General features: G+C 46.4%; 22 protein-coding genes and 1 pseudogene. 9 read left to right on the top strand and 14 right to left on the bottom strand.

Translation table 11 applies throughout. The annotated features are described in order from the left end of the window. Positions 1-188: 188 nt before the first annotated feature. From ACTHUT_RS02870 to ACTHUT_RS02835, 8 genes and pseudogenes are all read right to left on the bottom strand, one after another. Positions 189-2534: pseudogene (locus tag ACTHUT_RS02870) on the bottom strand (DNA translocase FtsK); the annotation flags it as partial. A gap of 287 nt (positions 2535-2821) precedes the next feature. Continuing rightward, positions 2822-3373 (bottom strand): hypothetical protein, encoded by a 552-nt coding sequence (locus ACTHUT_RS02865; RefSeq protein ID WP_440386407.1) that lies wholly within the window; start codon positions 3371-3373, stop codon positions 2822-2824. Positions 3374-3409: 36 nt separating this feature from the next. Continuing rightward, a complete protein-coding gene (locus tag ACTHUT_RS02860; RefSeq protein WP_440386408.1) occupies positions 3410-3742 on the bottom strand; it encodes a nucleolar protein in 333 nt (110 codons plus the stop codon). Positions 3743-3789: 47 nt separating this feature from the next. Continuing rightward, a complete protein-coding gene (locus ACTHUT_RS02855; protein WP_440386409.1) occupies positions 3790-5709 on the bottom strand; it encodes an ATP-binding cassette domain-containing protein in 1920 nt (639 codons plus the stop codon). 176 nt (positions 5710-5885) lie between these two features. Beyond that, positions 5886-6647: an amino acid ABC transporter ATP-binding protein gene (locus ACTHUT_RS02850; RefSeq protein ID WP_036490792.1), complete on the bottom strand. Its 762-nt coding sequence runs from the start codon at positions 6645-6647 to the stop codon at positions 5886-5888. A gap of 9 nt (positions 6648-6656) precedes the next feature. Next, positions 6657-7373 carry an amino acid ABC transporter permease gene (locus ACTHUT_RS02845; protein ID WP_191620507.1) on the bottom strand — a complete coding sequence of 239 codons (717 nt, stop codon included), beginning with the start codon at positions 7371-7373 and terminating at the stop codon, positions 6657-6659. Next, positions 7363-8187, bottom strand: a complete 825-nt coding sequence (locus tag ACTHUT_RS02840) for an amino acid ABC transporter substrate-binding protein (protein WP_049323223.1) — start codon at positions 8185-8187, stop codon at positions 7363-7365. Before ACTHUT_RS02840 ends, ACTHUT_RS02845 begins: the two co-directional genes overlap by 11 nt. 154 nt (positions 8188-8341) lie before the next feature. Further along, positions 8342-10252 carry an alpha-amylase family protein gene (locus tag ACTHUT_RS02835; protein ID WP_049323224.1) on the bottom strand — a complete coding sequence of 637 codons (1911 nt, stop codon included), beginning with the start codon at positions 10250-10252 and terminating at the stop codon, positions 8342-8344. A 667-nt stretch (positions 10253-10919) separates the two neighbouring features. On the opposite strand from ACTHUT_RS02835, the gene ACTHUT_RS02830 reads away from it, so the two are divergent. From ACTHUT_RS02830 to ACTHUT_RS02820, 3 genes are read left to right on the top strand one after another with little or no spacing between them, the layout of a single operon-like run. Beyond that, on the top strand, positions 10920-11699 hold the full coding sequence (locus ACTHUT_RS02830) for a (Fe-S)-binding protein (protein ID WP_049323225.1): 780 nt from the start codon (positions 10920-10922) through the stop codon (positions 11697-11699). Further along, positions 11696-12397 carry a LutC/YkgG family protein gene (locus ACTHUT_RS02825; RefSeq protein WP_440386410.1) on the top strand — a complete coding sequence of 234 codons (702 nt, stop codon included), beginning with the start codon at positions 11696-11698 and terminating at the stop codon, positions 12395-12397. Before ACTHUT_RS02830 ends, ACTHUT_RS02825 begins: the two co-directional genes overlap by 4 nt. Beyond that, positions 12394-13848, top strand: coding sequence for a LutB/LldF family L-lactate oxidation iron-sulfur protein (locus ACTHUT_RS02820; RefSeq protein ID WP_440386411.1), 1455 nt, complete (start codon positions 12394-12396; stop codon positions 13846-13848). Before ACTHUT_RS02825 ends, ACTHUT_RS02820 begins: the two co-directional genes overlap by 4 nt. A gap of 162 nt (positions 13849-14010) precedes the next feature. On the opposite strand, the gene ACTHUT_RS02815 is transcribed toward ACTHUT_RS02820, so the two are convergent. The 6 genes from ACTHUT_RS02815 to ACTHUT_RS02790 all read right to left on the bottom strand — a co-directional run bounded on the left by ACTHUT_RS02815 (position 14011) and on the right by ACTHUT_RS02790 (position 16832). After that, positions 14011-14385, bottom strand: coding sequence for a hypothetical protein (locus tag ACTHUT_RS02815; RefSeq protein WP_440386412.1), 375 nt, complete (start codon positions 14383-14385; stop codon positions 14011-14013). A gap of 15 nt (positions 14386-14400) precedes the next feature. Further along, on the bottom strand, positions 14401-15033 hold the full coding sequence (locus ACTHUT_RS02810) for an HsdM family class I SAM-dependent methyltransferase (RefSeq protein WP_440386413.1): 633 nt from the start codon (positions 15031-15033) through the stop codon (positions 14401-14403). Continuing rightward, on the bottom strand, positions 14954-15226 hold the full coding sequence (locus ACTHUT_RS02805) for an NAD-dependent epimerase/dehydratase family protein (RefSeq protein ID WP_440386414.1): 273 nt from the start codon (positions 15224-15226) through the stop codon (positions 14954-14956). The genes ACTHUT_RS02810 and ACTHUT_RS02805 overlap by 80 nt, the downstream gene beginning before the upstream one ends. A gap of 38 nt (positions 15227-15264) precedes the next feature. Beyond that, positions 15265-15747, bottom strand: a complete 483-nt coding sequence (locus tag ACTHUT_RS02800) for a DUF2269 family protein (protein ID WP_440386415.1) — start codon at positions 15745-15747, stop codon at positions 15265-15267. Then, positions 15744-16133: a DoxX-like family protein gene (locus ACTHUT_RS02795; RefSeq protein WP_440386416.1), complete on the bottom strand. Its 390-nt coding sequence runs from the start codon at positions 16131-16133 to the stop codon at positions 15744-15746. The genes ACTHUT_RS02800 and ACTHUT_RS02795 overlap by 4 nt, the downstream gene beginning before the upstream one ends. Positions 16134-16313: 180 nt before the next feature. Further along, entirely contained in the window at positions 16314-16832 is a 519-nt protein-coding gene (locus ACTHUT_RS02790; RefSeq protein WP_308904528.1) for a GbsR/MarR family transcriptional regulator, read from the bottom strand. A gap of 244 nt (positions 16833-17076) precedes the next feature. Between ACTHUT_RS02790 and ygiD the strand changes: the two genes are divergently transcribed. From ygiD to ACTHUT_RS02760, 6 genes are all read left to right on the top strand, one after another. Continuing rightward, complete coding sequence (gene ygiD, locus ACTHUT_RS02785; protein ID WP_440386417.1) at positions 17077-17862, top strand: 4,5-DOPA dioxygenase extradiol; 786 nt, start codon at positions 17077-17079, stop codon at positions 17860-17862. A gap of 803 nt (positions 17863-18665) precedes the next feature. Next, entirely contained in the window at positions 18666-20102 is a 1437-nt protein-coding gene (locus tag ACTHUT_RS02780; protein WP_440386418.1) for an NAD-dependent succinate-semialdehyde dehydrogenase, read from the top strand. A gap of 380 nt (positions 20103-20482) precedes the next feature. Continuing rightward, the gene (locus tag ACTHUT_RS02775) at positions 20483-20932 is read left to right on the top strand and encodes a hypothetical protein (protein WP_440386419.1); all 450 of its coding nucleotides are present in this window, start codon (positions 20483-20485) and stop codon (positions 20930-20932) included. A gap of 549 nt (positions 20933-21481) precedes the next feature. Continuing rightward, on the top strand, positions 21482-21679 hold the full coding sequence (locus ACTHUT_RS02770; protein WP_440386806.1) for a hypothetical protein: 198 nt from the start codon (positions 21482-21484) through the stop codon (positions 21677-21679). Between the two features lie 32 nt (positions 21680-21711). Then, on the top strand, positions 21712-22950 hold the full coding sequence (locus tag ACTHUT_RS02765; RefSeq protein WP_440386805.1) for a type VI immunity family protein: 1239 nt from the start codon (positions 21712-21714) through the stop codon (positions 22948-22950). Positions 22951-23539: 589 nt separating this feature from the next. Next, on the top strand, positions 23540-23963 hold a 424-nt coding region (locus ACTHUT_RS02760), incomplete at its 3' end, for a contractile injection system protein, VgrG/Pvc8 family (protein ID WP_440386704.1).

Genomic DNA, 23963 nt, shown 5'->3' with positions numbered 1-23963 from the left:
CGTAAGCCCTTAAATTTGTTGTGTTAAACGGTTATCCTTCTGCTTAATCCCCCGAAGGATTTCGGGAATATGCATAAGGTCAAAATTTAGCTGCTTAGTATAACACAATGTTTCACGAATAACATAAAAAGGCCGTCTGAAAAGTAGGAAATTCTTTTCAGACGGCCTTTTTGCTTTGACATTGTTTTTTAAAGCTGGTCTTTTTGCGCCAGAATCCGTCGGCTGCCGTTGACATCTGCCGGAGAAAGCACGCCGGCATTTTCAAGCGCATCTATTAAATTGGCGGCACGGTTGTAGCCGATGCGCAATTGGCGTTGCAGGGAGGAGATGGAAGTCTTCCGGCTTTCCAATACGAAGGCAACTGCTTGATCAAACAGTTCATCGCTGTTGGCGTTCGGATTGACAATATTGGTGGTTTCGATGGCCGCTTCACCGCTGAGCAAGCCTTCCACATAATTGGTCGGCGCTTGTTCTTTGATGAAATTGACAACTTGATGCACTTCATCATCGGAAACAAACGCACCTTGCAGGCGTGTCGGTTCTGCGCTGCCCGGTTGCAGGAACAATGAGTCGCCGTATTTGAGCAATTCGTCTGCACCCATTTGGTCAAGAATGGTGCGGCTATCGATTTTGCTTTGTACGGTAAAGGCCATGCGTGTCGGGATATTGGCTTTAATCAGACCAGTAACCACATCAACGCTCGGGCGTTGGGTGGCGACAATCATATGGATGCCTGCCGCACGCGCTTTTTGGGCAAGGCGTGCGATTTGTTGCTCGACGGATTTGCGTTCGGTCATCATCAAGTCTGCCAACTCGTCGATGACGACCACAATCAACGGCAGTTTTTCCAGAGGCTCGGGATCGTCAGGATTTAAGCTGAATGGATTGAGTAATGGCTTGCCTGCCGCTTTGGCCTGCTCAATTTTTTGGTTGAAGCCGTCCAGATTACGCACGCCGGCGTGTGAGAGCAGGCGATAGCGTTTTTCCATTTCGGCAACGCACCAGTTTAACGCTTGTCCTGCCTCGCGCATATCGGTTACAACCGGGCAGAGCAGGTGTGGAATGCCATCGTAAATGCTCAATTCCAGCATTTTAGGGTCAATCATAATAAAACGGACTTCGTCGGGCGTGGCTTTGAAGAGCATGGACATAATCATGCCGTTCACGCCGACGGATTTACCCGAGCCGGTCATACCAGCGACCAAAAGATGCGGCATTTTTGCCAAGTCGCCGACCACGGGCGTACCTGCAATATCTTTACCCAACGCGACGGTCAGTTTGGACTTAGCGTCGGTAAATACGGGTGAAGAGAGGATTTCGCTCAACATCACGTCTTGGCGTTTCTCATTAGGTAATTCAATGCCCATGGTATTTTTACCAGCAATGGTCTCAACAATGCGTACCGCTTGCAGAGACATCGAGCGCGCCAAATCTTTGGATAAGGCGACAATTTGGCTGCCTTTGACACCTTGTGCTGGTTCGATTTCGTAGCGGGTAATCACAGGGCCGGAAGTGGCGGAAACAACTTGTACGCCGATGCCGAATTCAGCCAGTTTGGTTTCAATCAATTCTGCAGTCTGTTGCAATTCATCTGGATTGACGGCAACCGGTTCTTCAGACGGCATACGCAACAGGTTCATATTGGGTTTGTGGTATTCGCCGTTGTTTTTAGGCTCGGTATCGTCAAACAGGGAAGTTTGGATTTTAGGAGGCGGTGCAACGGATACGGCAACGGTTTTACGGTTGCTGCTGCTGCCTGCCAACGGAGCAACCGGAGTAGCGGTAATGGTTTTGGCTTCTTTAACCATGCGGCGCGTATTTTGGGTTTCCAAAGCTTCGGCGCTGACGTCTTCTTTTTTATTTTTGAATTGAGACAATTTTTTCATCAGGCTGCCAAACAGGCCGCCCATATGGCTGCCGGATTTGGCCATGACTTCCAACCATGACACCTGAGCCAGCAGGGAAATGGACAACAGCAACATCACCAGCATAATCAACAGGCTGCCTGATTTGCCCAGCAGCCAAGCCAAGCCTGAGCCGGCCAATAAGCCGACCAAGCCGCCGGCACCGACGGGAAGGGATTCGCTCAATGCGTTGTCAAACAGGAAGTGCTCGATAATCGGGCTGCACACCAGCAGGAGGAATAATGCTAAAGCGGCTACGCCGTGATTGTAGGGCTTATGGTTTTCCTGCTTTTTCATGGGGCGGAAGTTTTTGTAGAGGAAAACGCAAGAGGCGACAATCCACCACCAAAATGACAGGCCGAACAAATAATACCCGACATCGGAAAGATAGGAACCAAAAAGGCCGCCGAGGTTGGCAACATCATGGCTTTTGGGAACGCTGCGTGACCATGCAGGGTCGTCCATGCTGAAACTGGCCAGGGAAATGGCCAGATAAATGGTGATAACCAAACCAAACAGCCATAAGGCATCATTAATCAAGTTGACGACATGTTCGGGGCGCGCTTTTTTTTCTTCGTTTCTTTGCAGCTCTTTGGCGGCTTTCAGGCGTTGGGAGACTTTATTGTCGGCTTGAGTTTGTGTTTTGGCGGATTTGCGTGTGGTCGGTTTGGCAGCCGGTTTGTTGGAGGTACGTTTTTTTGTTTGGGTTTTAGAAGATTTTGCAGTCATGAGATAAAGGCCGTCTGAAAAGACCGGAGGTAATGTGCGTAAAGGGCAAATTATACCGTATTTACCAGACGCGAGAAATTGAAACGGGCGTAATCATTACGGGATTCAGGCCGTCTGTTTGGCGTGACGAAAATTTTGGATTTCGTTTCCACCTGTTCAGACGGCCTGATGTTTTGATTGATTTGAACTTACATTCTGCCCAGTTCGCGCTGGAGGGCTTGAATGTTTTTCTCCCTATCCAAAACGGCACCTTGCAGCGTACTGATGGCCTGTTGATTGACGCTGCCGCCTTTGGCTGTCCGCGCTTGGCTTAATTGCTTTTTGGCATCGGCCAAAGCCGCGCGTTCATTCGATAACTCGGTTTCCAAAATAGAGCGGCGGCTGTTGACGCCGGAGGATTTGGGAACCGGAGGAGGAGCCGTTTCAGAAGCGGTGCGGACGGGGGCAGGTTTAGGCGTTGCTTTATGGTTGGATTTTGCCGCCGTATTTTTGCTTTTTGCCGGAGCCGTTTGTGATGTCGGCGCGTTGAGTGTAGGCGCATCGCTGATCGGGGCATCGTATCGGCTGCTGCTGTATTTGCCGACAATCGGCAAATCGTTGACGGCTTGGCAGTTGCCGCTTGGGCGTGAGGTATAGACAATCGAGCCGTTGACTTCACAGGTGTAGATTTTTGCGGCGTGGGCTTGGCTGTTGAAAACAGCAAGCGGCAGCAAGGATAGGGTAAGCAGATATTTTTTCATGATTCAGGTAGGGCTGATTCGTTGCAGTTGAGCATTTTATTCTTGTTCAGACGGCATGGGCTGTTGTTTTTTGGCTTTTGCACTGTTTTTGTTTTTGCTCGGTTTGTCAGATTTTTCCGTGCGCTTCTTTTTCTTGGGTTTTGCATTGACGCGTTCATCAGAGGCATTGAGGCTGCGGATGTTGAGATGATAACCGCTGCCTTGATGGCCGCTGATTTTAGGCAATTGGGCCTGTGCGCAGGAGGAGTTGGGCTCGGAGGTATAGCTGCCGTTGCCGCAGGAATAAACTGCGGCGGCTGCGTGAAGAGAAATGCCCAAGACGAAAGAGGATACGAGGAAGTATCCGGCTTGTTTGATAGTTGAAGTCATGTTTTTCCGTATTGTGTTTTATTTCAGACGGCCTGATGGCTCTATTTTTATTGGGAAAACTCGGCTTCGACATCAACTTGGATTTGCTCAAGCTCTTCTTGCCATTGCAGCCAGTTTTCTTCCAGTTGCGTTAATTTTACTTTAGTTTCTGTTAATTGTGCGAGTGTCTCTTGCAATTTGGGTTTATTTTCTTCTGAATAAGCAGATTCTTGTGCCAAAAATGCTTCACAGGCCGTCTGAATATCAGTCAAACGCGCGATTTCTTTTTCGGCTTTGTCGATTTTCTGCTGAATCGGTTTACTGCGTTTGGCTTTTTCCTGACGGATTTGTGCCTCGATACGCTTGGTGTCCTTGGGGCTTTGGCTTTGTGCAGATGCAGCGGGGGCTGTTGCGGCGTTTTCTTGTGCCAATCGCCATTGACGGTAGTCGTTCAAATCGCCGTCGAAGTTGTTCAGACGGCCTTTGTCAATCAATAGGAAGCTGTCGGTAGTCGCTTCAAGCAGGCTGCGGTCGTGCGATACGACAATCAATGCGCCTTGGAAACTTTGCAGGGCAAGTGTCAGGGCGTGGCGCATATCCAAGTCCAAATGGTTGGTCGGCTCGTCAAGCAGCAGCAGATTGGGTTTTTGCCAGATAATCATGGCAAGGGCGAGCCGCGCTTTTTCGCCGCCGGAAAAGGGCTCGGTCTTTTGAACCGCCATATCGCCGACAAAGTTGAAACCGCCTAAAAAGTTGCGGATTTCCTGTTCGCGGACTTCGGGCGAAAGCTGTTGGATATGCCAAACCGGACTTTGGTCTGCACGCAAGGTATCCAGTTGGTGCTGGGCAAAATAGCCGATATTGAGCTTTTCGGAGCGGACGATGCTGCCGGAAAGCAAATCGATTTTTCCTGCCAAGGCTTTGATAAATGTGGATTTGCCGCTGCCGTTAACGCCCAACAGGCCGTAACGTGCGCCACTTTCCAGAGACAAGGTGATATCGTGCAAAACGGTTTTGTCGCCATAGCCCAAGTCGGCATGGTCGAGTTTCAATAATGGATTGGGCAGGTGGGTCGGATTGGCAAACTCAAAGGAAAACTCGCTATCCAAATGAGCAGGGGCGATGCGCTCGAGTTTGGCTAATGCCTTCATGCGGCTTTGGGCTTGTACGGCCTTTGTGGCTTTAGCTTTGAAACGGTCGATAAAGGATTGCAGATGTTTGATTTGCGCCTGCTGTTTGACGTAGGCGGCTTGTTGTTGCGCCAGACGCTGGGCGCGTTCGGCTTGATAGAAATCGTAATTGCCGCCGTATTGGGTCAGTTTTTGTTGCGACAGTTCGATGGTTTGCGTGGTGGTGGCATTCAAGAAGTCGCGGTCATGGGAGATGATGATTTGCGTACAGGGCAGGGAGGCAAGATGGTTTTCCAGCCACAATACGGTTTCTAAATCCAAGTGGTTGGTCGGTTCGTCCAAAAGCAGCAAATCGGCACGGCAAATCAGTGCTTGGGCAAGGTTGAGGCGCATACGCCAGCCGCCGGAAAAAGATTTGACGGGGCGGATATGTTCTTCTTGTGCAAAACCCAAGCCGCTCAACAATTTCGCCGCGCGTGCCGGAGCGGTATAGGCATCGATTTCTTCGAGTTTGGCGTGATATTCGGCCTGCTTCATGCCATCGTTTTGCGCTTCTGCTTGGGCCAAGGCCGTCTGAAAAGCCTGCAATTCGGCATCGCCTTGCAAAACGTAGTCTAAAGCGGAAATATCTAAATCGGGCGTTTCTTGAGAGACGGAAGCCAGGCGCCATGTTTTGGGAATCAGGATTTCGCCGCCATCTTGTGTGATTTCACCTTTTATCAGCGCAAACAGGCTGGATTTTCCCGTACCGTTTTTACCGATTAAACCAACGCGTTGGCCGGGGTTGATTACGGCATCGGCTTTATCGAGCAGGACTTTCAAACCGCGTTGCAGGGTGAGTTTTTTGATTTCTATCATGATGGCGGGTAGGGGATAAGTAAAACGAAAGGCGTTATTTTACCTGAAAAGACATATAAAAGGCCGTCTGAACAAGTATGAAAACGAAATCAGCGTTTTCTATTTCACTTATTCAGACGGCCTTTATGAAATGACAGTCGGAAATGCTTTCAAATTTTCTGTCGTTTCAATTAAATTTAAAGGTCAGCATTGTCCGCACGGATTTGGCGCAGGAATTTTTGTGTCCGCTCATGTTTGGGATGGTTAAACAAATCTTGCGGGCTGCCTTGTTCGACAATAACGCCGCCATCCATCACGACGACGGTGGTTGCCACTTCCAAGGCAAATTTGATTTCATGCGTAACGACAACCATGGTCCAGCCTTCTTGTGCCAACTCCTTCATGGTATCCAAAACATCTTGCACCAATTCAGGGTCGAGCGCGGAAGTCGGTTCGTCAAACAGCATCAGTTCAGGCTGAATCGCCAATGCTCGGGCAATGCCGACGCGCTGCTGTTGACCGCCAGAAAGCTGGTAGGGGTAGAGATCAATCTTATCGCCCAAACCGACTTTTTTAAGCAATTTGACAGCCTCTTCACGCGCTTGGGCGACAGGTTTGCCTTGTACGGCAACCGGTCCTTCCATGACGTTTTCCAACGCAGTTTTGTGCGGAAAGAGGTTGTATTGTTGGAACACCATGCCGGACTTGCGGCGCAGTGCCAAAATATCGTGTTTGCTTGGTTTTTTGGAAAAATCGATGCTTAACGGCTGCGCGTTGTCAAACTCGATCTGACCTTGTTCGGGCATTTCCAAAGCGTTTAAACAGCGTAAAAACGTGGTTTTGCCCGAGCCGGAAGGGCCTAGGATAACGACCACCTGTCCTTTGCCGACATCCAAATCGATGCCGCGCAAAATGGTATTTTCGCCAAAGGTCTTATGGATATTGCGGATTTTAATCATGACAACTCCTTATTTGGCGACATAGCGGTCAAAGCGTTTTTCCAAGCGCGCCTGAATCAAAAACAGCACTTTGCAGAAACACCAATAAACCAATGCGGCTTCGATATAGACTGGTAGATAGTCATAGGAGCGATTCGCAATTTGTTGGGTAACTTGGAATAATTCAGTTACTGTTACAACTGCTGCAAGCGAAGTATTTTTGAACAAGCCGATAAACTCGTTGCTCAAAGGCGGTACGGCAACACGAAATGCCTGCGGCGCGATAATACGGCGGAACGTCTGCATATAGGTCATACCGATGGAGAAGCCGGCTTCCCATTGACCTTTAGGTACGGACAAGATTGCCGCGCGGATGGTTTCGGAAGCATATGCGCCGACATTGAGCGAGAAGCCGATGATGGCAGCAGGAATCGGGTCGATATATATACCAACAGATGGCAGGCCATAGAAGACTACAGCCAGCTGTATTAGAAGTGGTGTGCCACGAATGACCGAAATATAGAATTCAACCACTTTAAGTAGGATTTTTTGAAGAATTCCAACTGGTGGCATAATTCGTACCAAAGCAACGGCTATAGCAATAATCATGCCGATAACGAAAGAAGCGATCGCTAGAGGAAGAGATACTATAAAGCCGGCTTTAACCATGGGCCAAAACGCGCTGATGAGCATATCAGCGCGTGTTTCCGTCATAAACGGCAGAGAGGCAAGGAAATTATTTAACACTGATGTCTTTTCCGAAGAATTGTTCGCCCAGTTTTTTCAGCGTGCCGTCGGCTTTCAGTTCGTTCATGGCTGTGCTGAATTTAGCCAATGCTTCATCGTTGCCTTTATTGACAATCAAGCCGGAGCCGACTTTTTCATCAGCCGGGGCAGACCAAACGATTTTTACACCGGCGTTCGGATTTTTCTTCAGATAGTCCAATACCGCCAATTCGTCGTTCAGGGTTGCATCGGCACGTTTTTGTTCAATCAAGGTCAGGGATTGAGCCAAGCCGTCTACCGGTACGAGTTCTGCGCCTGCAGCTTTGGCTTTTTCGCCATAGTTGCTGGTCAGGGATTGTGCGGTTTTCACGCCTTTGATGTCGTCGATGGATTTGATGTTGCTGTCTTTGCGCGCAACTAATACAGCACCGCTCCAGCTGTAAGGCTCGGATTTGTCAAAAGTTGCTTGACGTTCAGGGCTGGTCAGGCCGACTTGGTTGGCAACCACGTCGAAACGGCCGGCTTTCAAACCCGCCATCATGGAGTCCCATTGTGTTTCTTTAAATTCGACTTTTACGCCCAGTTTGTCGGCAACGGCGCGGGTAACTTCGACATCGTAGCCGGTCAATTTGCCGTCTTTATCATGGTAGGTGAAGGGTGCGTAAGTGCCTTCCGTACCGACAGTGATGGTACCTTTGTTGTTGATACGCTCAATCAGTGAGCCGGAGGCTGCGCCGGATTGGGCCGGTGCAGAAGAAGCTGAATTGCTGCCTTCGCCACCGCAAGCAGCCAAAACTACTGCAGCGATGGTGCCGAGTACGAATTTTTTCAACATGGATTTTTACTCCTGATTTTTAGTGTGTCATCTGGTATTAAAGCATGCATTCTAAGCGAAACTGCCCAAAATACAAAATACATCTTATTTCTTAAAAGGCCGTCTGAACGCTGATTTGTTCAGACGGCCTTGAGCGGTGTATCAAAATTCCGGCTTATGCAATTTCAAGCCACATGACTTGATAGGGTTGCAGTACCAAATCCTGATTCAGGGAAACGGTTTGACCGCTGATCAAATCGTGCGCTTTAAACGGCATGGCTTGCAGCGTATGCGCACTGATGGTTTGCGGATGTTCGCTGAAGTTGCCGAATGCCAAAAGCGCGTTGTTACGCATATAGCCGATGATGTGTTTATTGTTGGTATTGAAGGTAACCAACTTGCCGCCGTCAAAGCGCGGATTGCTTTGGCGGATGGCAATCATATGGCGCAAACCTTGGAAGATTTGACCGGCAGTGGTCGAGCTGTCATGGCGTTGGTTGTACAACTCCTCATTATAACGAGGACGGTGTGCCCAGCGGCTGTCGTCGCTCTTATTGCTGTCTTGCGACCAGTCGTCGTCATTGAGCGTACCCACTTCGTCGCCTAGGTAAATCAGCGGCAGACCGCCGGTACTCAGGGCGATGCTGTACAAAAGTTTGATGCGGTCAACGGCATACGGGTCATTTTGAGCCAAACCAACCAATGCTGCGGCTGTACCGCTGACACGGCAGTCGCCAGTGTTTGGGTTGTATTGGAAGGGGACGCCGCGCGCGAAGCTGCCGTCGAAATGGTTGACGAAGAAGCGGTTGAGGAATTGTCGGTGGTCGTAGCCGTGGATGCCGAACTGCCATGCGTCCTCATCGGCAAACGTCCAGCCTATGTCGTCATGGCTGCGTACGTAGTTGACCCATGCTGTGTGGTCGGGCAGGTTGTGGCGGTAGGTCAATGCCTGATGGAGCAGGTTGACTTCGCGCGTGGCAAGCGTGTTCCATAACAATGCCATTTGCAGCGGGTTGTAACCGATTTGGCATTCGTCTTGGCTGATGTATTGGACAACTTGGTCGGGGTGGACGATGGCTTCGGATTTGAAGAACACGGCCGGGGCGGCAATACGCATCACAGAGTTAAACGCGCGAATTAAGGCATGGGCTTGCGGCAGGTTTTCGCAGCTTGTGCCCATTTGTTTCCAAATAAAGGCAACGGCGTCCATGCGCAGAATATCAACGCCCAAGTTGGCAAGGAACATCATTTCGCCTGCCATGGCACGGAATACCCATGGGTTGCTGTAATTCAAGTCCCATTGGAAGGAGTTGAACGTCGTCCATACCCAGCGTCCGTCTTCCAGTTGGGAGAAGCCGCCCGGATGTTGGTCGGGGAAGATTTCACGCAGGGTGCGGTCGTATTGGTCGGGCATCCAGCGGTCAGGGAAGATGTAGTAGAAGTTGTCGTAGAGCGGATCACCGGCGGCGCAGCCTTTTGCCCATTCGTGTTCGTTGGAAGTATGGTTAAAGATGAAATCGACGACGGCGGAAATACCTGCTTCGTGCAAGGCGGCAATGACATCGCGCAAGTCGTCTATCGTACCCAAAGCCGGATTGACATCGCGGTAGCTGCTGACCGCATAGCCACCATCGCTTTTGCCTTCGGGACATTTAAACAGGGGCATCAGGTGCAGATAGGTCAAGCCCAATTCTTGGAAATAAGGGATTTTGGCTTTCAAACCTTGCAGATTGCCTGCGAACAAATCGACATAGCACACGCCGCCAACCTGTTTGTTGGACAAAATCCAGTCAGGATCGTTTTCGCGCGCAATATCAATATCTTTTAAGGATGAGTTGCGTTGGGAATAGCTTTGCCATGCTTGAGCAATCAGTTGCTCCAGCATGGGGAGAACGGCTTCGTTGTTGTTGTAAACATTGTCCAGCTCGTGCATCAGTTTTGGGAAGTGTTCTTCAAGTCGCCTGTCAAACTGTTTCCAGTCTTCAGATGTCTCGATGCTTGCACGCTGTTCGGGGGTATAAATCGATAGGGTGCGTTCTTTAAGGTGATGCAAGGTCAAATCAACCTGTTGAGTCTGGGTCAACATGATGCCTACTCCGAAGTTAAGGTGAAATTGTTTTGAAGCTTGGTTTCACTTCTTTTGCAAATCCATGCCGATTGTGGGCGGCTAAGACTGTAATTTTGCGTCAAGAAATTGTCACAATAATACTGGAAGTGCTTGAGTGTGCATAGGGTTTTCAAGGTTGGGAACGATGATTTTTCAAGTGTTTGATTTTGATTAAAAGTAGGATTGAGCATATGGAAAGTGGCCTTTTGACGAACTTATCTTTCAGACGGCCTGAGTCTTGTGAAAAAACTTTTATTTTTATTATCTTAGACATATTTTTATGCTAAGTATGGCCGTCTGAAACATATGTATAGCATAAGAGGTTGCTTATTTTGTTTAAAAACGTGTCATAGCGATTAAATTCATGACTTCTGATGTAAATCAAGATTCTATAAAGAGGCAGTTATTGTGTTTTGAAGAGAGAGTGAATGGTTGCATTTCATTTATTAAAAAATGAATCCTTTAGTTTTCTTATTGATAGTAGTTATTATGTAGATTATCAATTTAATAAGGGAAAGGTGTTTGTCTGGTTTGTCATGCTTTTTTAATATTATTTTTTAAAATTAGACTTGACCCATTACAAGCAATTACTTAAAGTATCCATCTTATTTTTACACAAGAAAATGGGTTATCCCGTTCCAAAAAAATGAGCGCAATCAAACCACCACAAATCACCGTATTCGACAGCAAGCCAACCGATGCTTATTTCTTCGGTACTTGCGTTCTCGACCTTTTCATGCCCGAAGCAGGCATGGATGCCATTACCTTAATCGAACAACAGGGCATCCGTATCCATTATCCGATGGAGCAAAGCTGCTGCGGCCAACCTGCCTATTCGTCCGGCCATCCGAAAGAAGCTTTTGATGTGGCCAAAGCCCAATTGGATTTATTCCCGGAAAATTGGCCGATTGTCGTACCGTCCGGTTCTTGCGGCGGCATGATGAAACACCACTGGCCGACTTTGTTCAAAGGCACCGAGTACGAACAAAAAGCCATTGATTGCGCCAACCGTATCATTGAATTTACCCACTTCCTGCTGGCCATCGGCTACAAACCTGAAGATAAAGGCGAGCCGGTTAAAGTGGCCGTTCATACTTCTTGCGCGGCGCGTCGTGAGATGAATGTCCATTTGTCAGGCTGGCAGCTGATTGACGGCATGGAAAATGTTGAGCGTATCGTTCACGACCATGAAAGTGAATGCTGCGGTTTTGGCGGTACATTCTCTGTCAAACAAGCAGATATTTCCGGCGCGATGGTAACCGACAAAGTTGCAGCCCTGAAAGAAACCGGCGCGACTGAAATCATCAGCGCAGACTGCGGCTGCATGATGAATATCGGCGGCAAAATTGCCAAAGACGAACCGAATATGCCACGTCCGAAACACATTGCATCCTTCCTGTTGGAACGCACCGGAGGTAAAGCATGAGCGCGCGCGAAAATATTTTGGCGAAATTGAAAAAAGCCGATGCCTTACCGATGGAAGAGCCGCCGGTTTTCGATTATTACCGTGAAATGGGCGTTTCTTGGGCAAACGATGTCGAACGCTTGAAACATTGGGCGGCTGCCATGCGTGCCGTCAAAACGGAAATCTATTGGGTTACTAAAACCAACTGGCCGCAAGTATTCCGTCAAGCAGCCGAAGGCAAAGGCTTGAAAAACATTCTGTTGCCATTGGAAACAGAACACGGCCAGCTGGCTCGTGCAGCTTTGGCCGATACCGATATCGAACCGCGCGGTTTTGAGCGAAAAATCGACGACTGGAAAAACGAATTCTTTGCCGATATTGAGGCCGGATTTAGCGGCTCTAAATGCGGTATTGCCCGTACCGGTACGATTATGTTGGAGTCCAGTCCTCTGGAGCCGCGCAGTTTGAGTTTGGTACCGCCTGTGCATTTCTGCCTGTTTGACACCAGCAAAATGTACAACGAATTCCATAATGCTGTTGAAGGCGAAAAACTGGTAGAAAAAGGTATGTCTACCAACGTTATTTTGATTTCCGGCCCGTCTAAGACTGCCGATATTCAATTGACTTTGGCCTATGGTGCACACGGCCCGCGCGATTTGGTGGTTTTGGCTGTCCTGCCTGATCATATTTCCCCTGCCGATTTGGAGGAAAAAGCATGAGTTCCCAAACCATTAAATTCCATATGAAGCCGGAAACGTTCAAGCAAAACGCCGCGATTTCTTTGCAAGACAAGCCTCTGCGTAAAAGCTTGCGTACGGCGATGGATATGCTGATGACCAAGCGCAAAGCTGTTTTGACAGATGAAGAAGAGCTGCAAAGCCTGCGTGACCTGTGTGAGCATGTCCGTCAACGTTCGTTGTCCAAATTACCTGCATTATTGGAACAGCTGGAAGAGAACCTGACCAAGCTGGGCGTTAAAGTCCACTGGGCGGAAACACCGGCCGAAGCCTGCCAAATCATTCACAACATCATTACCGATAAAAACGGTAAGCTGATGGTGAAAGGCAAATCTATGGTCAGCGAAGAGATTGAGCTGAACCATTATCTGCAAGACCGGGGCATCAAAGCGGTTGAAAGCGACTTGGGCGAGTTTATCGTACAAATGGCCGGCGAGAAACCAACCCATATCGTGATGCCTGCCATTCACAAGACCAAAGAGCAGGTGAGCGAGCTTTTCCATCAAAACCTCGGTACGCCGTTAACTGACGACGTGGACCAACTGACCGGCTTCGCCCGTAAAGCACTGCGCGATATTTACAGCACTGCCGACGTCGGTTTGAGCGGCGTAAACTTCGCCGTTGCTGAAACAGGCACTTTGTGTCTGGTGGAAAACGAAGGTAACGGCCGCTTGAGTACCACTGTGCCGCCTGTGCATATCGCCATTACCGGTATTGAAAAAGTGGTTGCGAAACTGTCGGATGTGCCGCCTTTGTACAGCCTGTTGCCACGCTCCGCCATCGGTCAGAATATTACCACTTATTTCAATATGATTACCGGTCCTCGCCGTAGCGAAGAACTGGACGGTCCGCAGGAAATGCACTTGGTTCTGCTCGACAACGGCCGTAGCCAAGCGTATGCAGAAGATCAAATGCGCCGTACCTTGCAATGTATCCGTTGCGGTGCGTGCATGAACCACTGTCCGGTTTACACCCGTATCGGTGGCGCGGCATATGGCACAACCTATCCCGGCCCGATTGGCGAGATTATCTCTCCGCATTTGTTGGGCTTGGATGCGACACGCGATCTGCCGACTGCGTGTACCATGTGCGGCGCGTGTGTCGAAGTTTGCCCAGTACGCATTCCGATTACCGAACAAATGCAACGTCTGCGCGTTGAAGCACAACGTTCGCCAACAGAAGCCGTTCCTCATCCTATCCGTGGTCAAGGCGCATCGCATACCTTCGGCGAGCAAATGGCATGGCGAACCTTTAACGGTATTTTCAGCGGCAGTAAGGCTTATCGAGCATTCGGCTGGGCTGCTACCAAATTCCGTGCATTGACGCCAAGTAAGCAGTTAAGCTGGACCAATAACCATGTTCCGATGAAACCTGCCAAGCAAACATTGCATGAGATGGTGGCAGAAAGAAAACGTCAGCAGGAAAAAGCATAAGGCTTGAAAATAAAACCTGGGGGATGAAAGCCTCAGGTTTTATTTTTTATTGAATGGTGTTGAATGACTGATAGTAATTGATTTCATTAGCTTATTTTTATTTCTATTAAGTAAGAGGCCGTCTGAAAATGAGTTTCAGACGGCCTTGTAAATATCAATATTCTACTTTTCTAAATGAACATTCTCATAGCTCAAACTTAATGGAAACGGCATTTCAGACGGCATCGGTACTAATTCGCTATCGCGCAGTTGTGAATCAGCCTCTTTATTGCCTTTATTGTCTGTGCAGATATCAGCGGTTTGGTCACGCTCGCTTAAGGCTTCCAAAATCGCTTTTTTCAGCGGTGCACCAATGGTGAAATCCAAGGCTTTTAAGGCCGGATTCAACACTTTTAAAAATGCCTCACGATTTTTATATAATTTATCGCCCAAGCCATTTAATGCGGTAATAATGGCTTGTTGCTGCGCTGCGCCGATGGCTTCATCAGCTTTAATCTGCGCTTCGTCTTTGAGTTTTTTGCTTGTGGCTAAATTCACAAAGGCGGTTTGTTCCTACAGTTTTTCAATACGTTCTGCGCTGGCTTGGAAATTGAGTCGCAGCGGACGTTCTACCGTGATTTTCAAATAAGCAAAATCTTGGTTGCTAAAAATCTTGCTGTCTTTGGTTTCGGCAAAATTGGCATACAGTTTGGTAATCTCTGCGATATGCTGTTCAGACAATTCGTTGCGCTTATTGCCAAGCGATTTTTGCATTTTTTGGAAATACTGCGTAGCGTTAATCAGCTGCACTTTGCCTTGTCGTTTGGCGCTTTTCTTATTCGATAAAATCCAAATGTAGGTATAAATGCCGGTGTCGTAAAAAATTTGATCCGGCAGCGCGATAACGGCCTCAAGCAGGTCGTTTTCAATTACATAGCGGCGGATATTGCTTTCACCGCTGCCGGCATCGCTGGTAAATAGCGGCGAGCCGTTAAATACCACGGCAATGCGCGAGCCTTGGCCGTCTTTTTCAGGCTGCTTCATTTTGCTCATCATGTGTTGCAAAAAGAGGAGTGAGCCATCGTTGATACGCGGCAGACCAGCCCCGAAACGCCCGTTAAAGCCTTTATCGGCATATTCTTCTTTGACGTAATCTTCTTGGATTTTCCATTCCACACCGAAAGGCGGGTTCGAGTATTTCGGCATGACGGCTCATGATGCCGATGCAGTTGATGAGGACGTCTTGCCCCTCTAATAAACGGCGTGCGGCTGTTTCATTGGGATGAAGAAAGTCGAAGGCGCGGCGGTCAGGCGTGCAAACTTGGTGACCTTGTTCTTTGAGGATTTGAACGGTACGCTTGCCGATAAATCCGCTGCCTCCGAAAATGATGATGTTCATGGTTTTTTCTTTATATTGCTGAGGCCGTCTGAAAACCTTTAAACCGGTTTCATCACCATCAGGAAGTAAATCACGATAGTGGCACAAAAGGCGGGATAGCCCAGCAATTCCCAACGTCTGGCATAACGCCAATAAGGCTCAGGAATGGTGTCTGCATTTTCTTTGTGCGCTTTTTCGGCAATCTTGGCCATGCGGATTTGCAGCCAAACAACGGGCAGCCAGCAAATGCCTGAAAAGATGTATAAAGCCAGCGTCATCCATATCCAATTTTGTTCCAGCATGGTGGAAACAGTATAGCCGCGTTCATACAGCATCCATAAGCCGGACAAGGGTTGGAAAATGACGGCAGGTGTCGTAAACCACCAATCTGCTTTGATGACCCAATGCGATACGACCGACTGTGCGGCGACCGAACCGCTGCGGTTTGCCCAAAAGAGGTAAAACGCTGTACCAAAACCGGTGCCGACCATTAAGGTAGCGGAGATGATGTGCAAGGTTTTAACGATTAAATAGGTGTTCATTTTTTATCTTCTACGGATTGATACAGGAAAAATAAAGTAGCCATAATCGGCAGGTTTTTTACCAAAGGTGCAAACGGATGCGCCCACATTTCAGGCAGCCTGAAGGCAATAATCAGGCTGTATGCCGCGACGGTTATCAATTGCAGCAGCCATATTGCGGAACGGAAGCGAAAGCGGCTGAAACATAAAAAGGCAAAACCGATGTCCAACAGTGAAGCAGCGATTAATGTCGGCCATTGCAAAGGATTAGGAATGCCGGCCGAACGCAGTAAACCCAATGACATTTCAGGCATGAAAAACAGAGGCTGGGTACCACTCCAGAGCCATAGCAGCCCCATCGAGTAAGACAAGTAGGCGGGAGGAGGGCGTTTAATATTGTCGAGCATACCAAATTCCTATTTCATCAGTTAAGCCTGTTCAATCTTTAATTTCTAAAATTTCTGTCAAGAGAGAAATTATAGGGTAAAAAAATTTTGGTTTTACATGCCCATGTAAAACTAACATGAGTATGTTTTCATATTTCTAAATAACATAGGCAGTATTTTTTGAGCAGATGCCCAATGCCATTACCGGAAAAATTTTTGTATTCCTGCACCGACTTTCAAGATTTTTACCATGGTTGAAGTGGATAGCTTCAGCATTTCATTTGCCCATATGGTCAGCGTACTGATGAAATCATGGGTTTGTTGGATTCGCTGCTTGGCGGTTTCATTTTCCTGACTAAATTCAGGGCTGTCGATCAGGCTTTGCAAAAATTGCCGCGTCGGTTCGATTTCGCGCTGCATACGCACTTCAGCAATGGTGCGGAATAAAGTCCAGACATCATCCGAAGTTTCAAAATGATCGCGCCTATCGCCCAAGATATGCACGGTATGCACCAGTCTCAGATTTTGCAGCTCTTTAATACTGTTGCTGACATTGGAGCGCGCCACTCCGAGCGTTTCGGTAATTTCCTCGGCATTCATCGGCCTGCCCAAGATATAGAGCAGGGCATGGATTTGCGCAACGGTACGGTTGACCCCCCATTTGGTGCCCATTTCGCCCCAATGGAGGATAAATTTTTCAGTGGTCGGATTCAGTTTCATAGTGATGGTATTCTATTTTTATCTTTTATTTCTGTCAATACAGAAATAAAGAAATTTTTGGCCGTCTGAAATAAAATGTTCAGACGGCCTTTTGAATCAACCCTTCTTCTATATATCCTCTCAACATCTCTAGACCTTATCAGTCATGATTTCTTATGAGGAAAAGATGTTGTTCGTAAACCGGTATTTTTTGAATAAAAATTTGTCCGTACAATCCGCTGTATCAAATAACGAGGAGTAAATCATGAAAAAAATGCCTGTATTGTTTGTCGGGCATGGCAGCCCGATGAATGTGTTGGACAAAGAAAACCTGTTTAATCAGAATTTCAGCCTAATTACGCAAAGGTTTGCCAAACCAAAAGCTATTTTGATGATTTCAGCGCATTGGTACAGCAGCCGTTTGCAGGTAACCTCAGGCGCGCATCCTAAAATGATTTACGATTTCTACGGCTTTCCAGATGAACTCAGTCAAGTGCAATATCCTGCGCCCGGTTCGCCTGAGTTGGCGGAGCAAGTGAAGTCATTATTACAGCCGGAAAATGTCGAGCTGAACCCAACACGTGGCTTTGATCATGGTGCTTGGGCAGTGTTGAAATTTCTTTATCCCAATGCCGATATTCCTGTGGTGCAACTTAGCCTTAACCGTTTGCAATCGGCAGAATGGCATTTCAATTTGGCGAAAAAGTTAGCTGCTTTACGCGAACAAGGCGTGTTGATTATCGGCAGCGGCAATATTGTGCATAACCTGAGGGCAATAAGCTGGGAACATATTGATCAAATCGGTGCAGGGTATGAATGGGCGTTTGCATTCCAAGAAACGGTCAATCAAGCGATTGCGACACAAGATGATGAAACCTTGGTGCATTATCAGCAACTAGGCGAAAAAGCCGAGCTTTCCGTGCCAACACCGGATCATTACTTGCCCTTGCTGTACATCATGGCATTGCGCGAACCGCAAGATCAGGTTACGTTTTTCAACGACAAGCTGATTGCAGGTTCACTCAGCATGACGTCGGTTTTAGTGGGGTAAAAAGGGAAAAATATAGTAAAAGAAATCATCCTTTATTGGCTTTATCTGTTTCAGACTGCGTTTTATATCTATATAAACCATAACCTATTCAGCAAAGATGAGATTGAGTTTATAATCTTCAAATATAAATAATTCGAGCATAGCAAGCGATTAAAGCTGAATTTTATTTGCAGTTGGGATGATTAGGTGGGAATGGTTTGATTATATTATAGATAAAAGTTATATCTAATAAAGTAGGACTATGGTATATTATTTATGAAATTTTATAATTTTTTTATTACTATGTGTATTCTCTTTTTTCCTTAGTAAGCAAAATTTCTATATTTCAGATTATATTGTTTATGGGGATATCTATAAGCTATCTGAGCTACAGGGTGAGATAGAGGGTAATGAAGTTTTTATTAAATTATTTTTTATTTTGAATAATATTCCTATTTTACTTTTTCTACTCAATAGGAAAATAATTGGATTAATATTCTTAGCTTTATTTTTATATTTTATCCATAAATTAGTAGGATTAGATCTATTTTTTATCATTGTCTTCAGTACAATAAAAGCAGGTAATTATGGATTAATCATTATATTTTTCCTATATGTGATACTTTTGTTAAGCAATATATATTTTTATCTTCGCATACATAAATTGAGATAAGTATGTAGTTTAGAGAAACCCGAATAAGAAAGGCCGTCTGTAAGATATTCAGACGGCCTTTGCTGTTGTCTTATTTTGCGATTCAGTTGCGCTTTCATGGTATGAATATGATAATGAACACATATTCCTGATTTTAGAAAGCTAGTTTCTCATGAAAGATTTTGCCCGCTTGCTCAACCATCCCGATATTTCCTTTTCTCCGATTCCAAATGCTATTAAAGTTGATAATCCTGCAACAGGTGAGACTTTGGCGTTTGTCCGCACGACTCGTTCAGACGGCCTCAAGTTGCTGATTCAAAAGGCGGAGGCCGCACAAAAATTATGGGCGGCAAAAACTGCGTTGGAACGCGCCGATGTGTTGTGGCGTTGGTATTTTTTAATCAAGGAAAACAAAGAAGAACTGGCGCGCATCATGACGATGGAACAGGGCAAAAGCCTGACCGAGGCGCGCGGCGAAATCGATTATGCGGCTTCGTTTGTGCGCTGGTTTGCCGAAGAGGCGCGGCGGATTGACGGCGATGTGCTGACAAGCGTGAAAGCGTCGCAAAAACTGGTCGTGTTGAAACAGCCCGTCGGCGTTACCGCTGCGATTACGCCGTGGAACTTCCCGTCCGCGATGATTGCGCGCAAGGCCGCGCCTGCTTTGGCGGTGGGTTGCGCGATGATAGTCAAACCTGCGTCGCTCACGCCCCTGAGCGCGTATGCGCTGGCGCTACTGGCCTACGAAGCAGGCGTGCCGCAGGATTTGCTTCCCGTCGTCAGTGGCCGCGCTTCTGAAATCAGCCATGAATTTGCCACGAACCTGACCGTGCGCAAAATCAGCTTTACCGGCTCTACCGAAGTCGGTGCGAAAATTTTTGCCGACAGCGCGGCGGACATTAAAAAACTCAGTTTAGAACTGGGCGGCAACGCTCCGTTTATCGTGTTTGATGATGCCGATTTTGACAAAGCCGTCGAAGGCGCGCTGGCCAGCAAGTTCCGCAACAGCGGCCAGACCTGCGTCTGCACCAACCGCGTTTATGCTCAATCCGGCATTTACGAAGAATTTTGCCGTAAATTGAGTGAAAAAGTGGCTGCGCTCAAATTGGGCAACGGCTTGGATGAAGGCGTGAACCAAGGGCCGCTGATTGAGGAAAAAGCGGTAGAGAAAGTTGAGCAGCACATCGCCGACGCACTTTCAAAAGGCGCGGTCTGCCTGACCGGCGGCAAACGCAGCGCGTTGGGCGGAACATTTTTCGAACCGACTGTCTTAAGCGGCGTAACGGCGCAAATGGCGGTGGCGCGCGAAGAAACCTTCGGGCCGTTGTGTCCAGTATTCTGTTTTGAAACCGAAGCCGAAGTCATCGCGACCGCCAACGATACGGAATACGGTTTGGCAGCTTACCTTTTTACCTCCGATACCGCCCGTCAGTGGCGCGTCGGCGAAGCCTTGGAATACGGCATGGTCGGCATCAATACGGGCTTAATCAGTAATGAAGTGGCACCGTTTGGCGGTGTAAAACGCAGCGGTTTGGGACGTGAAGGCAGCAAATACGGTGCGGACGAATATTTGGAATTGAAATATTTGTGTATTGATGTGGCGGAATAAGGCTGTACAGTAAAGGCCGTCTGAAATTCGGTTTTCAGACGGCCTTTTTTAAACGCAGAAAAGGTATTGGATAATTTTCATATTGTGAGAACGAGCTTTATAAAAAAGCAAAACCATAAGAAACAAAGTTGCAAAAATTTTGTCACATGTATATAAAATTATTTTGATAATTTTTTTATGTTTTTAATCTTGCAAGGTGCTTATTTCGAGTTTCTAGCAGTGGTTTTTCTTTGAGTGATGGCAGCGGGAATTTTGGATAATACAACCGTGAGCAAGGAAGGATTGTTTTTTTGCTCACATAGTGTGGCTTATATCGATAGCGTGGGAACTTTATCTAGGCTGTAATTTTTGGGTATGATTTTTATAAAAAAGTGATGTGAATGTTGAAGAAATTTTTAATCTTGTTTTGCGTAGCTTTCAGCGGAGCATGCAGTTCATTTGATGGAGATGGTTTGACAAATGGCTCATATTCTCAAGGAAAACGTCTTGATCCGAATTGTGATCATTTTTATGGAAAAAAAACTAGAAGGTATATTACCTTATGTCCAATTGGATACTATGAAGACAGATTTAATGATGATCATTTCAGAGTTAATACCGGTATAGATAACTCTTGGTCAGAAGTTAGTGGAAATAAGGCAGATGAACTCTATTTTTTAGGATTAGGGGTTGATTTACGACATCCTCACGCCTTGGAGGCAGCACGTGACTTTTTTTATGCCTTCTTTATTGATAAGTTATCTCTTGTCGAGATGGAGCAAAAAATTATAAGGTTTGATATAGAAGAAGGATGGAAGTTTAAACGAAAAAATAGGGGAATGGATGATTAACAATAGAGTTAAATAATAATAAAATTTTTAGTTTGGATACTTTAATCAGTATAATCTGTATCTGATTTTTTTATCATTAGGCTGTTTTTCAATTCTTATTCTATTGATTATAAAAAATATATCGGTATTAGTTCTTTTGAGAAGGTTAGTGTAGATAGTAAGGCAGTATGGACGAATAAATACGAAGCATAGGATAGAATCCACTAAGAAACCGTTTTAGAAGGCTTAAAAATTCAACGTCCCATTCCGTGTCCAAGGTAAATATTACGATCGAGAAAATGGATTACATTGGAACAATACGGACTTTGACAACGAAAGTTTGATTATGAAAAGGCTTAAGGAATATAAACAAAAAAGGCTGTCTGAAACATTTCAGACGGCCTTTTTTGTTTTTGAATATTGTAAGTGATTGTACTACTGAAAGAAACAGATTTTAGAAATTTGAAATGCTTAAATTATAAATTTAACATATACTGAGCTGCCGATTTTACCGATGAAGAAATAGAAGAGGCCGTTGAGAATAAAATAGAGCTCCTTCGTAAATTTGACTTGGGCTATACCTTATTTCATTTCAAAGAAGGAATACCTGTTGTAGAAGGAAATACTTATACCATTGATCAAGTTGCATATATCAGAGATGCAAGCAAAGAAGAGTATGATGCCAGTCCTCATGTAACCATAGTAGGTTGTAATGGGGAAATTATCACCAGCAAAGAAGAAGCCCGCAACAGTTGCGCCGCCAGATAAAAATCTTTATTTTAATCAAGAAAGGATAATTCATGAATGATACCGAAAAGAAACTCATCGCCATCCATTATACCGCCGACCGCACCAAACGCAACAACGAACATGGCTTTACCCTGTTGAAACTGGGCATACGTGGCGCAATCTATTTTAATACCCGCAATGATGTCGCCGATGCCTTAACCGCTCTGATGGATTTCTATTACGAATGGGCGAAAGACAAGCTGACAATAGCTAGGCACGAAAGAGGCCATAGGGATATTAAAAAAGTCAAACTGACCGAAAAATCATATCTGAAAGAACGGGATACAATCTACCGGTGGTTGGACAATCGGGAGGAAAATCTGCCAGAGGTGATGTGGGGAATGCAAAGTGAGCATGCAGATACCAGCGCATCCTATTATTTCGACATTACCTCTATTGCCGCAGGTTTGGTTAATGAAGCCCATATGCCGCTAGGCACCCTACTTTTTAACCTGCCACTGGAAATTTTGTCTTCCCCCAAAGATTTGGCAAAACTGGATGAGTTTGTCGACAAGATTGCAGAGAAGCTGGATGTTTTCCATGGCTATATCGGTCTGGCAGCAATTCCACCTCATAACTATTACGATGGTGCGCCATACGAATACGGGGTGTGTCGCGAGAATTTCGGTCTGATTCCGGTTACAACCGATTATCTGTCAACTTTTTATAGATACAACATACGCAGTATCAGTTGGTACACTCTGGTTGGTAGGGAACTTTACGGACAGCTTCCGGCAGGCAGGATAGAGCCTGTTTTGGCAAATCATCCCGATATTAAGATGCGTGATATAGCAGGTATCAAAGTTTTCAAAATTGGCAATTTGCCTGAAACCGGAGATATCCACGAAGATTTACCCTTGGACTATATTGAGCTAAACCGCGCTTTAGAACCGATACGTGAAAAATACCCCCGTGAAAATATGGGCGGCATTACCCGCGAACAGATGTATTATTGGTCGAGAAGATGGGACGGCTGGGAAGTGGAAGAAGAAAAAGACGGTAAAAAGATCTACACCCAAGCACCGCAGGAAATCATCGGCGTCGAGGAAGAGCCTGTCCCGATTTCGGGCATATGGAAAATTACCAGCTTTAACGGCGAAACCCGTCATTTCAATAAAGGCGAAATCTTCCCCGAAGGAGAGGGTGAGAGAACGCAAAAAGCACTTCTCGGCCCCCAAATGGGTCTGACCATTTGGGAGCTTGTCAAAGGAGACCATGACGAGCCGTTGCGTAGAAAACCTATATGGTAAAGCCAAGCCATAAACAATCTGTCGGCAGGTGGATCTAAAAAAACACCAAAGCAATCCCTGAATAAAGTCTTGGACAAATTACTTATTGAAATAATCGGAGACTTTAACAACAAGGGATTTATTGAGAAAAAGCTGGGGCAATTGATAAAAGGCCGTCTGAAAAACCTTTCAGACGGCCTTTTTTATTCTTGAATTCTGTAAGTGATTGTAGAATTAAGAGAAACTGGAATGAATAGACTACAATACTAGGTATATGAAGTTAACATAATATAAATTAATTTCCTTTTCCCTATTCTTCTACAAATTCCGCTGTTTTGTTCCTATATGTCAAATGAGAATTAATAATACTCTAGAGAGTATGCTCATAGTACTCCAATTTTTAGTATAAAATCAATAGGTTTTAAGAGAATTGTGGTTGATTAATTTACCACTTTTTCCCTGAATGGTGGAATAGGGCAGGGTAAAATGGTATTTTATCCCTTATTTCAACCGTTCAGACGGCCTTTTTTCCACTCATCCCATTCGCTTTACCATAGTCATCATCCAAGTTAACATACCAAATTCATTGTCATTCTAAAATTGTTTCGTCATGACCGCCCGCCAATCCTACCACCTCACTTTCGCCCGTTTTTCCCCGTCACTTTCAGTCCGCTCCTTCAGCGCATCCGAAGCGGTCAATACCGCTTATCGGGTTGAAATCACTGCCACATCGACCGATTCCTCTTTGCCTCTGTCTTCCTACCTCAACCAACGCGCAGCATTTGAGATTCGTCCGCAGGAAGGCTTACTGTCGGAAGTGGCCGGGGTGTTCGGGTCTGCTTCAGACGATCCGCCGGCGAAGCAATGGCAGGGCATCATCACCTCATGCGAGAAGTTGTCGGTATCTAAGGATGAAACCGTTTACCGCTTTGTTTTAGAGCCGCGCTTCGCGGCTTTAAAACATTTCCAAACTTCCCGGCTGTTCCAACACCAAACCATTCCCGACATCATTGTCGCCGTCTTCAAACACCACG

This window comes from Neisseria sp. P0022.S010, assembly GCF_051956635.1.
Note: the sequence above shows the minus strand (reverse complement) of the source record. Positions and strands in the feature narration are given on the sequence as shown.

Excerpts from the sequence above, each read along its gene's own strand:
- ACTHUT_RS02855 (WP_440386409.1), bottom strand. The coding sequence starts at position 5,709 with ATGATAGAAATCAAAAAACTCACCCTGCAACGCGGTTTGAAAGTCCTG.
- ACTHUT_RS02790 (WP_308904528.1), bottom strand. The coding sequence starts at position 16,832 with ATGAAACTGAATCCGACCACTGAAAAATTTATCCTCCATTGGGGCGAA.
- ACTHUT_RS02840 (WP_049323223.1), bottom strand. The coding sequence starts at position 8,187 with ATGTTGAAAAAATTCGTACTCGGCACCATCGCTGCAGTAGTTTTGGCT.
- ACTHUT_RS02780 (WP_440386418.1), top strand. The coding sequence starts at position 18,666 with ATGAAAGATTTTGCCCGCTTGCTCAACCATCCCGATATTTCCTTTTCT.
- ACTHUT_RS02850 (WP_036490792.1), bottom strand. The coding sequence starts at position 6,647 with ATGATTAAAATCCGCAATATCCATAAGACCTTTGGCGAAAATACCATT.
- ACTHUT_RS02810 (WP_440386413.1), bottom strand. The coding sequence starts at position 15,033 with ATGCCGAAATACTCGAACCCGCCTTTCGGTGTGGAATGGAAAATCCAA.
- ACTHUT_RS02800 (WP_440386415.1), bottom strand. The coding sequence starts at position 15,747 with ATGAACACCTATTTAATCGTTAAAACCTTGCACATCATCTCCGCTACC.
- ygiD (WP_440386417.1), top strand. The coding sequence starts at position 17,077 with ATGAAAAAAATGCCTGTATTGTTTGTCGGGCATGGCAGCCCGATGAAT.
- ACTHUT_RS02825 (WP_440386410.1), top strand. The coding sequence starts at position 11,696 with ATGAGCGCGCGCGAAAATATTTTGGCGAAATTGAAAAAAGCCGATGCC.
- ACTHUT_RS02765 (WP_440386805.1), top strand. The coding sequence starts at position 21,712 with ATGAATGATACCGAAAAGAAACTCATCGCCATCCATTATACCGCCGAC.
- ACTHUT_RS02775 (WP_440386419.1), top strand. The coding sequence starts at position 20,483 with ATGTTGAAGAAATTTTTAATCTTGTTTTGCGTAGCTTTCAGCGGAGCA.
- ACTHUT_RS02865 (WP_440386407.1), bottom strand. The coding sequence starts at position 3,373 with ATGAAAAAATATCTGCTTACCCTATCCTTGCTGCCGCTTGCTGTTTTC.
- ACTHUT_RS02795 (WP_440386416.1), bottom strand. The coding sequence starts at position 16,133 with ATGCTCGACAATATTAAACGCCCTCCTCCCGCCTACTTGTCTTACTCG.
- ACTHUT_RS02820 (WP_440386411.1), top strand. The coding sequence starts at position 12,394 with ATGAGTTCCCAAACCATTAAATTCCATATGAAGCCGGAAACGTTCAAG.
- ACTHUT_RS02830 (WP_049323225.1), top strand. The coding sequence starts at position 10,920 with ATGAGCGCAATCAAACCACCACAAATCACCGTATTCGACAGCAAGCCA.
- ACTHUT_RS02805 (WP_440386414.1), bottom strand. The coding sequence starts at position 15,226 with ATGAACATCATCATTTTCGGAGGCAGCGGATTTATCGGCAAGCGTACC.
- ACTHUT_RS02860 (WP_440386408.1), bottom strand. The coding sequence starts at position 3,742 with ATGACTTCAACTATCAAACAAGCCGGATACTTCCTCGTATCCTCTTTC.
- ACTHUT_RS02835 (WP_049323224.1), bottom strand. The coding sequence starts at position 10,252 with ATGTTGACCCAGACTCAACAGGTTGATTTGACCTTGCATCACCTTAAA.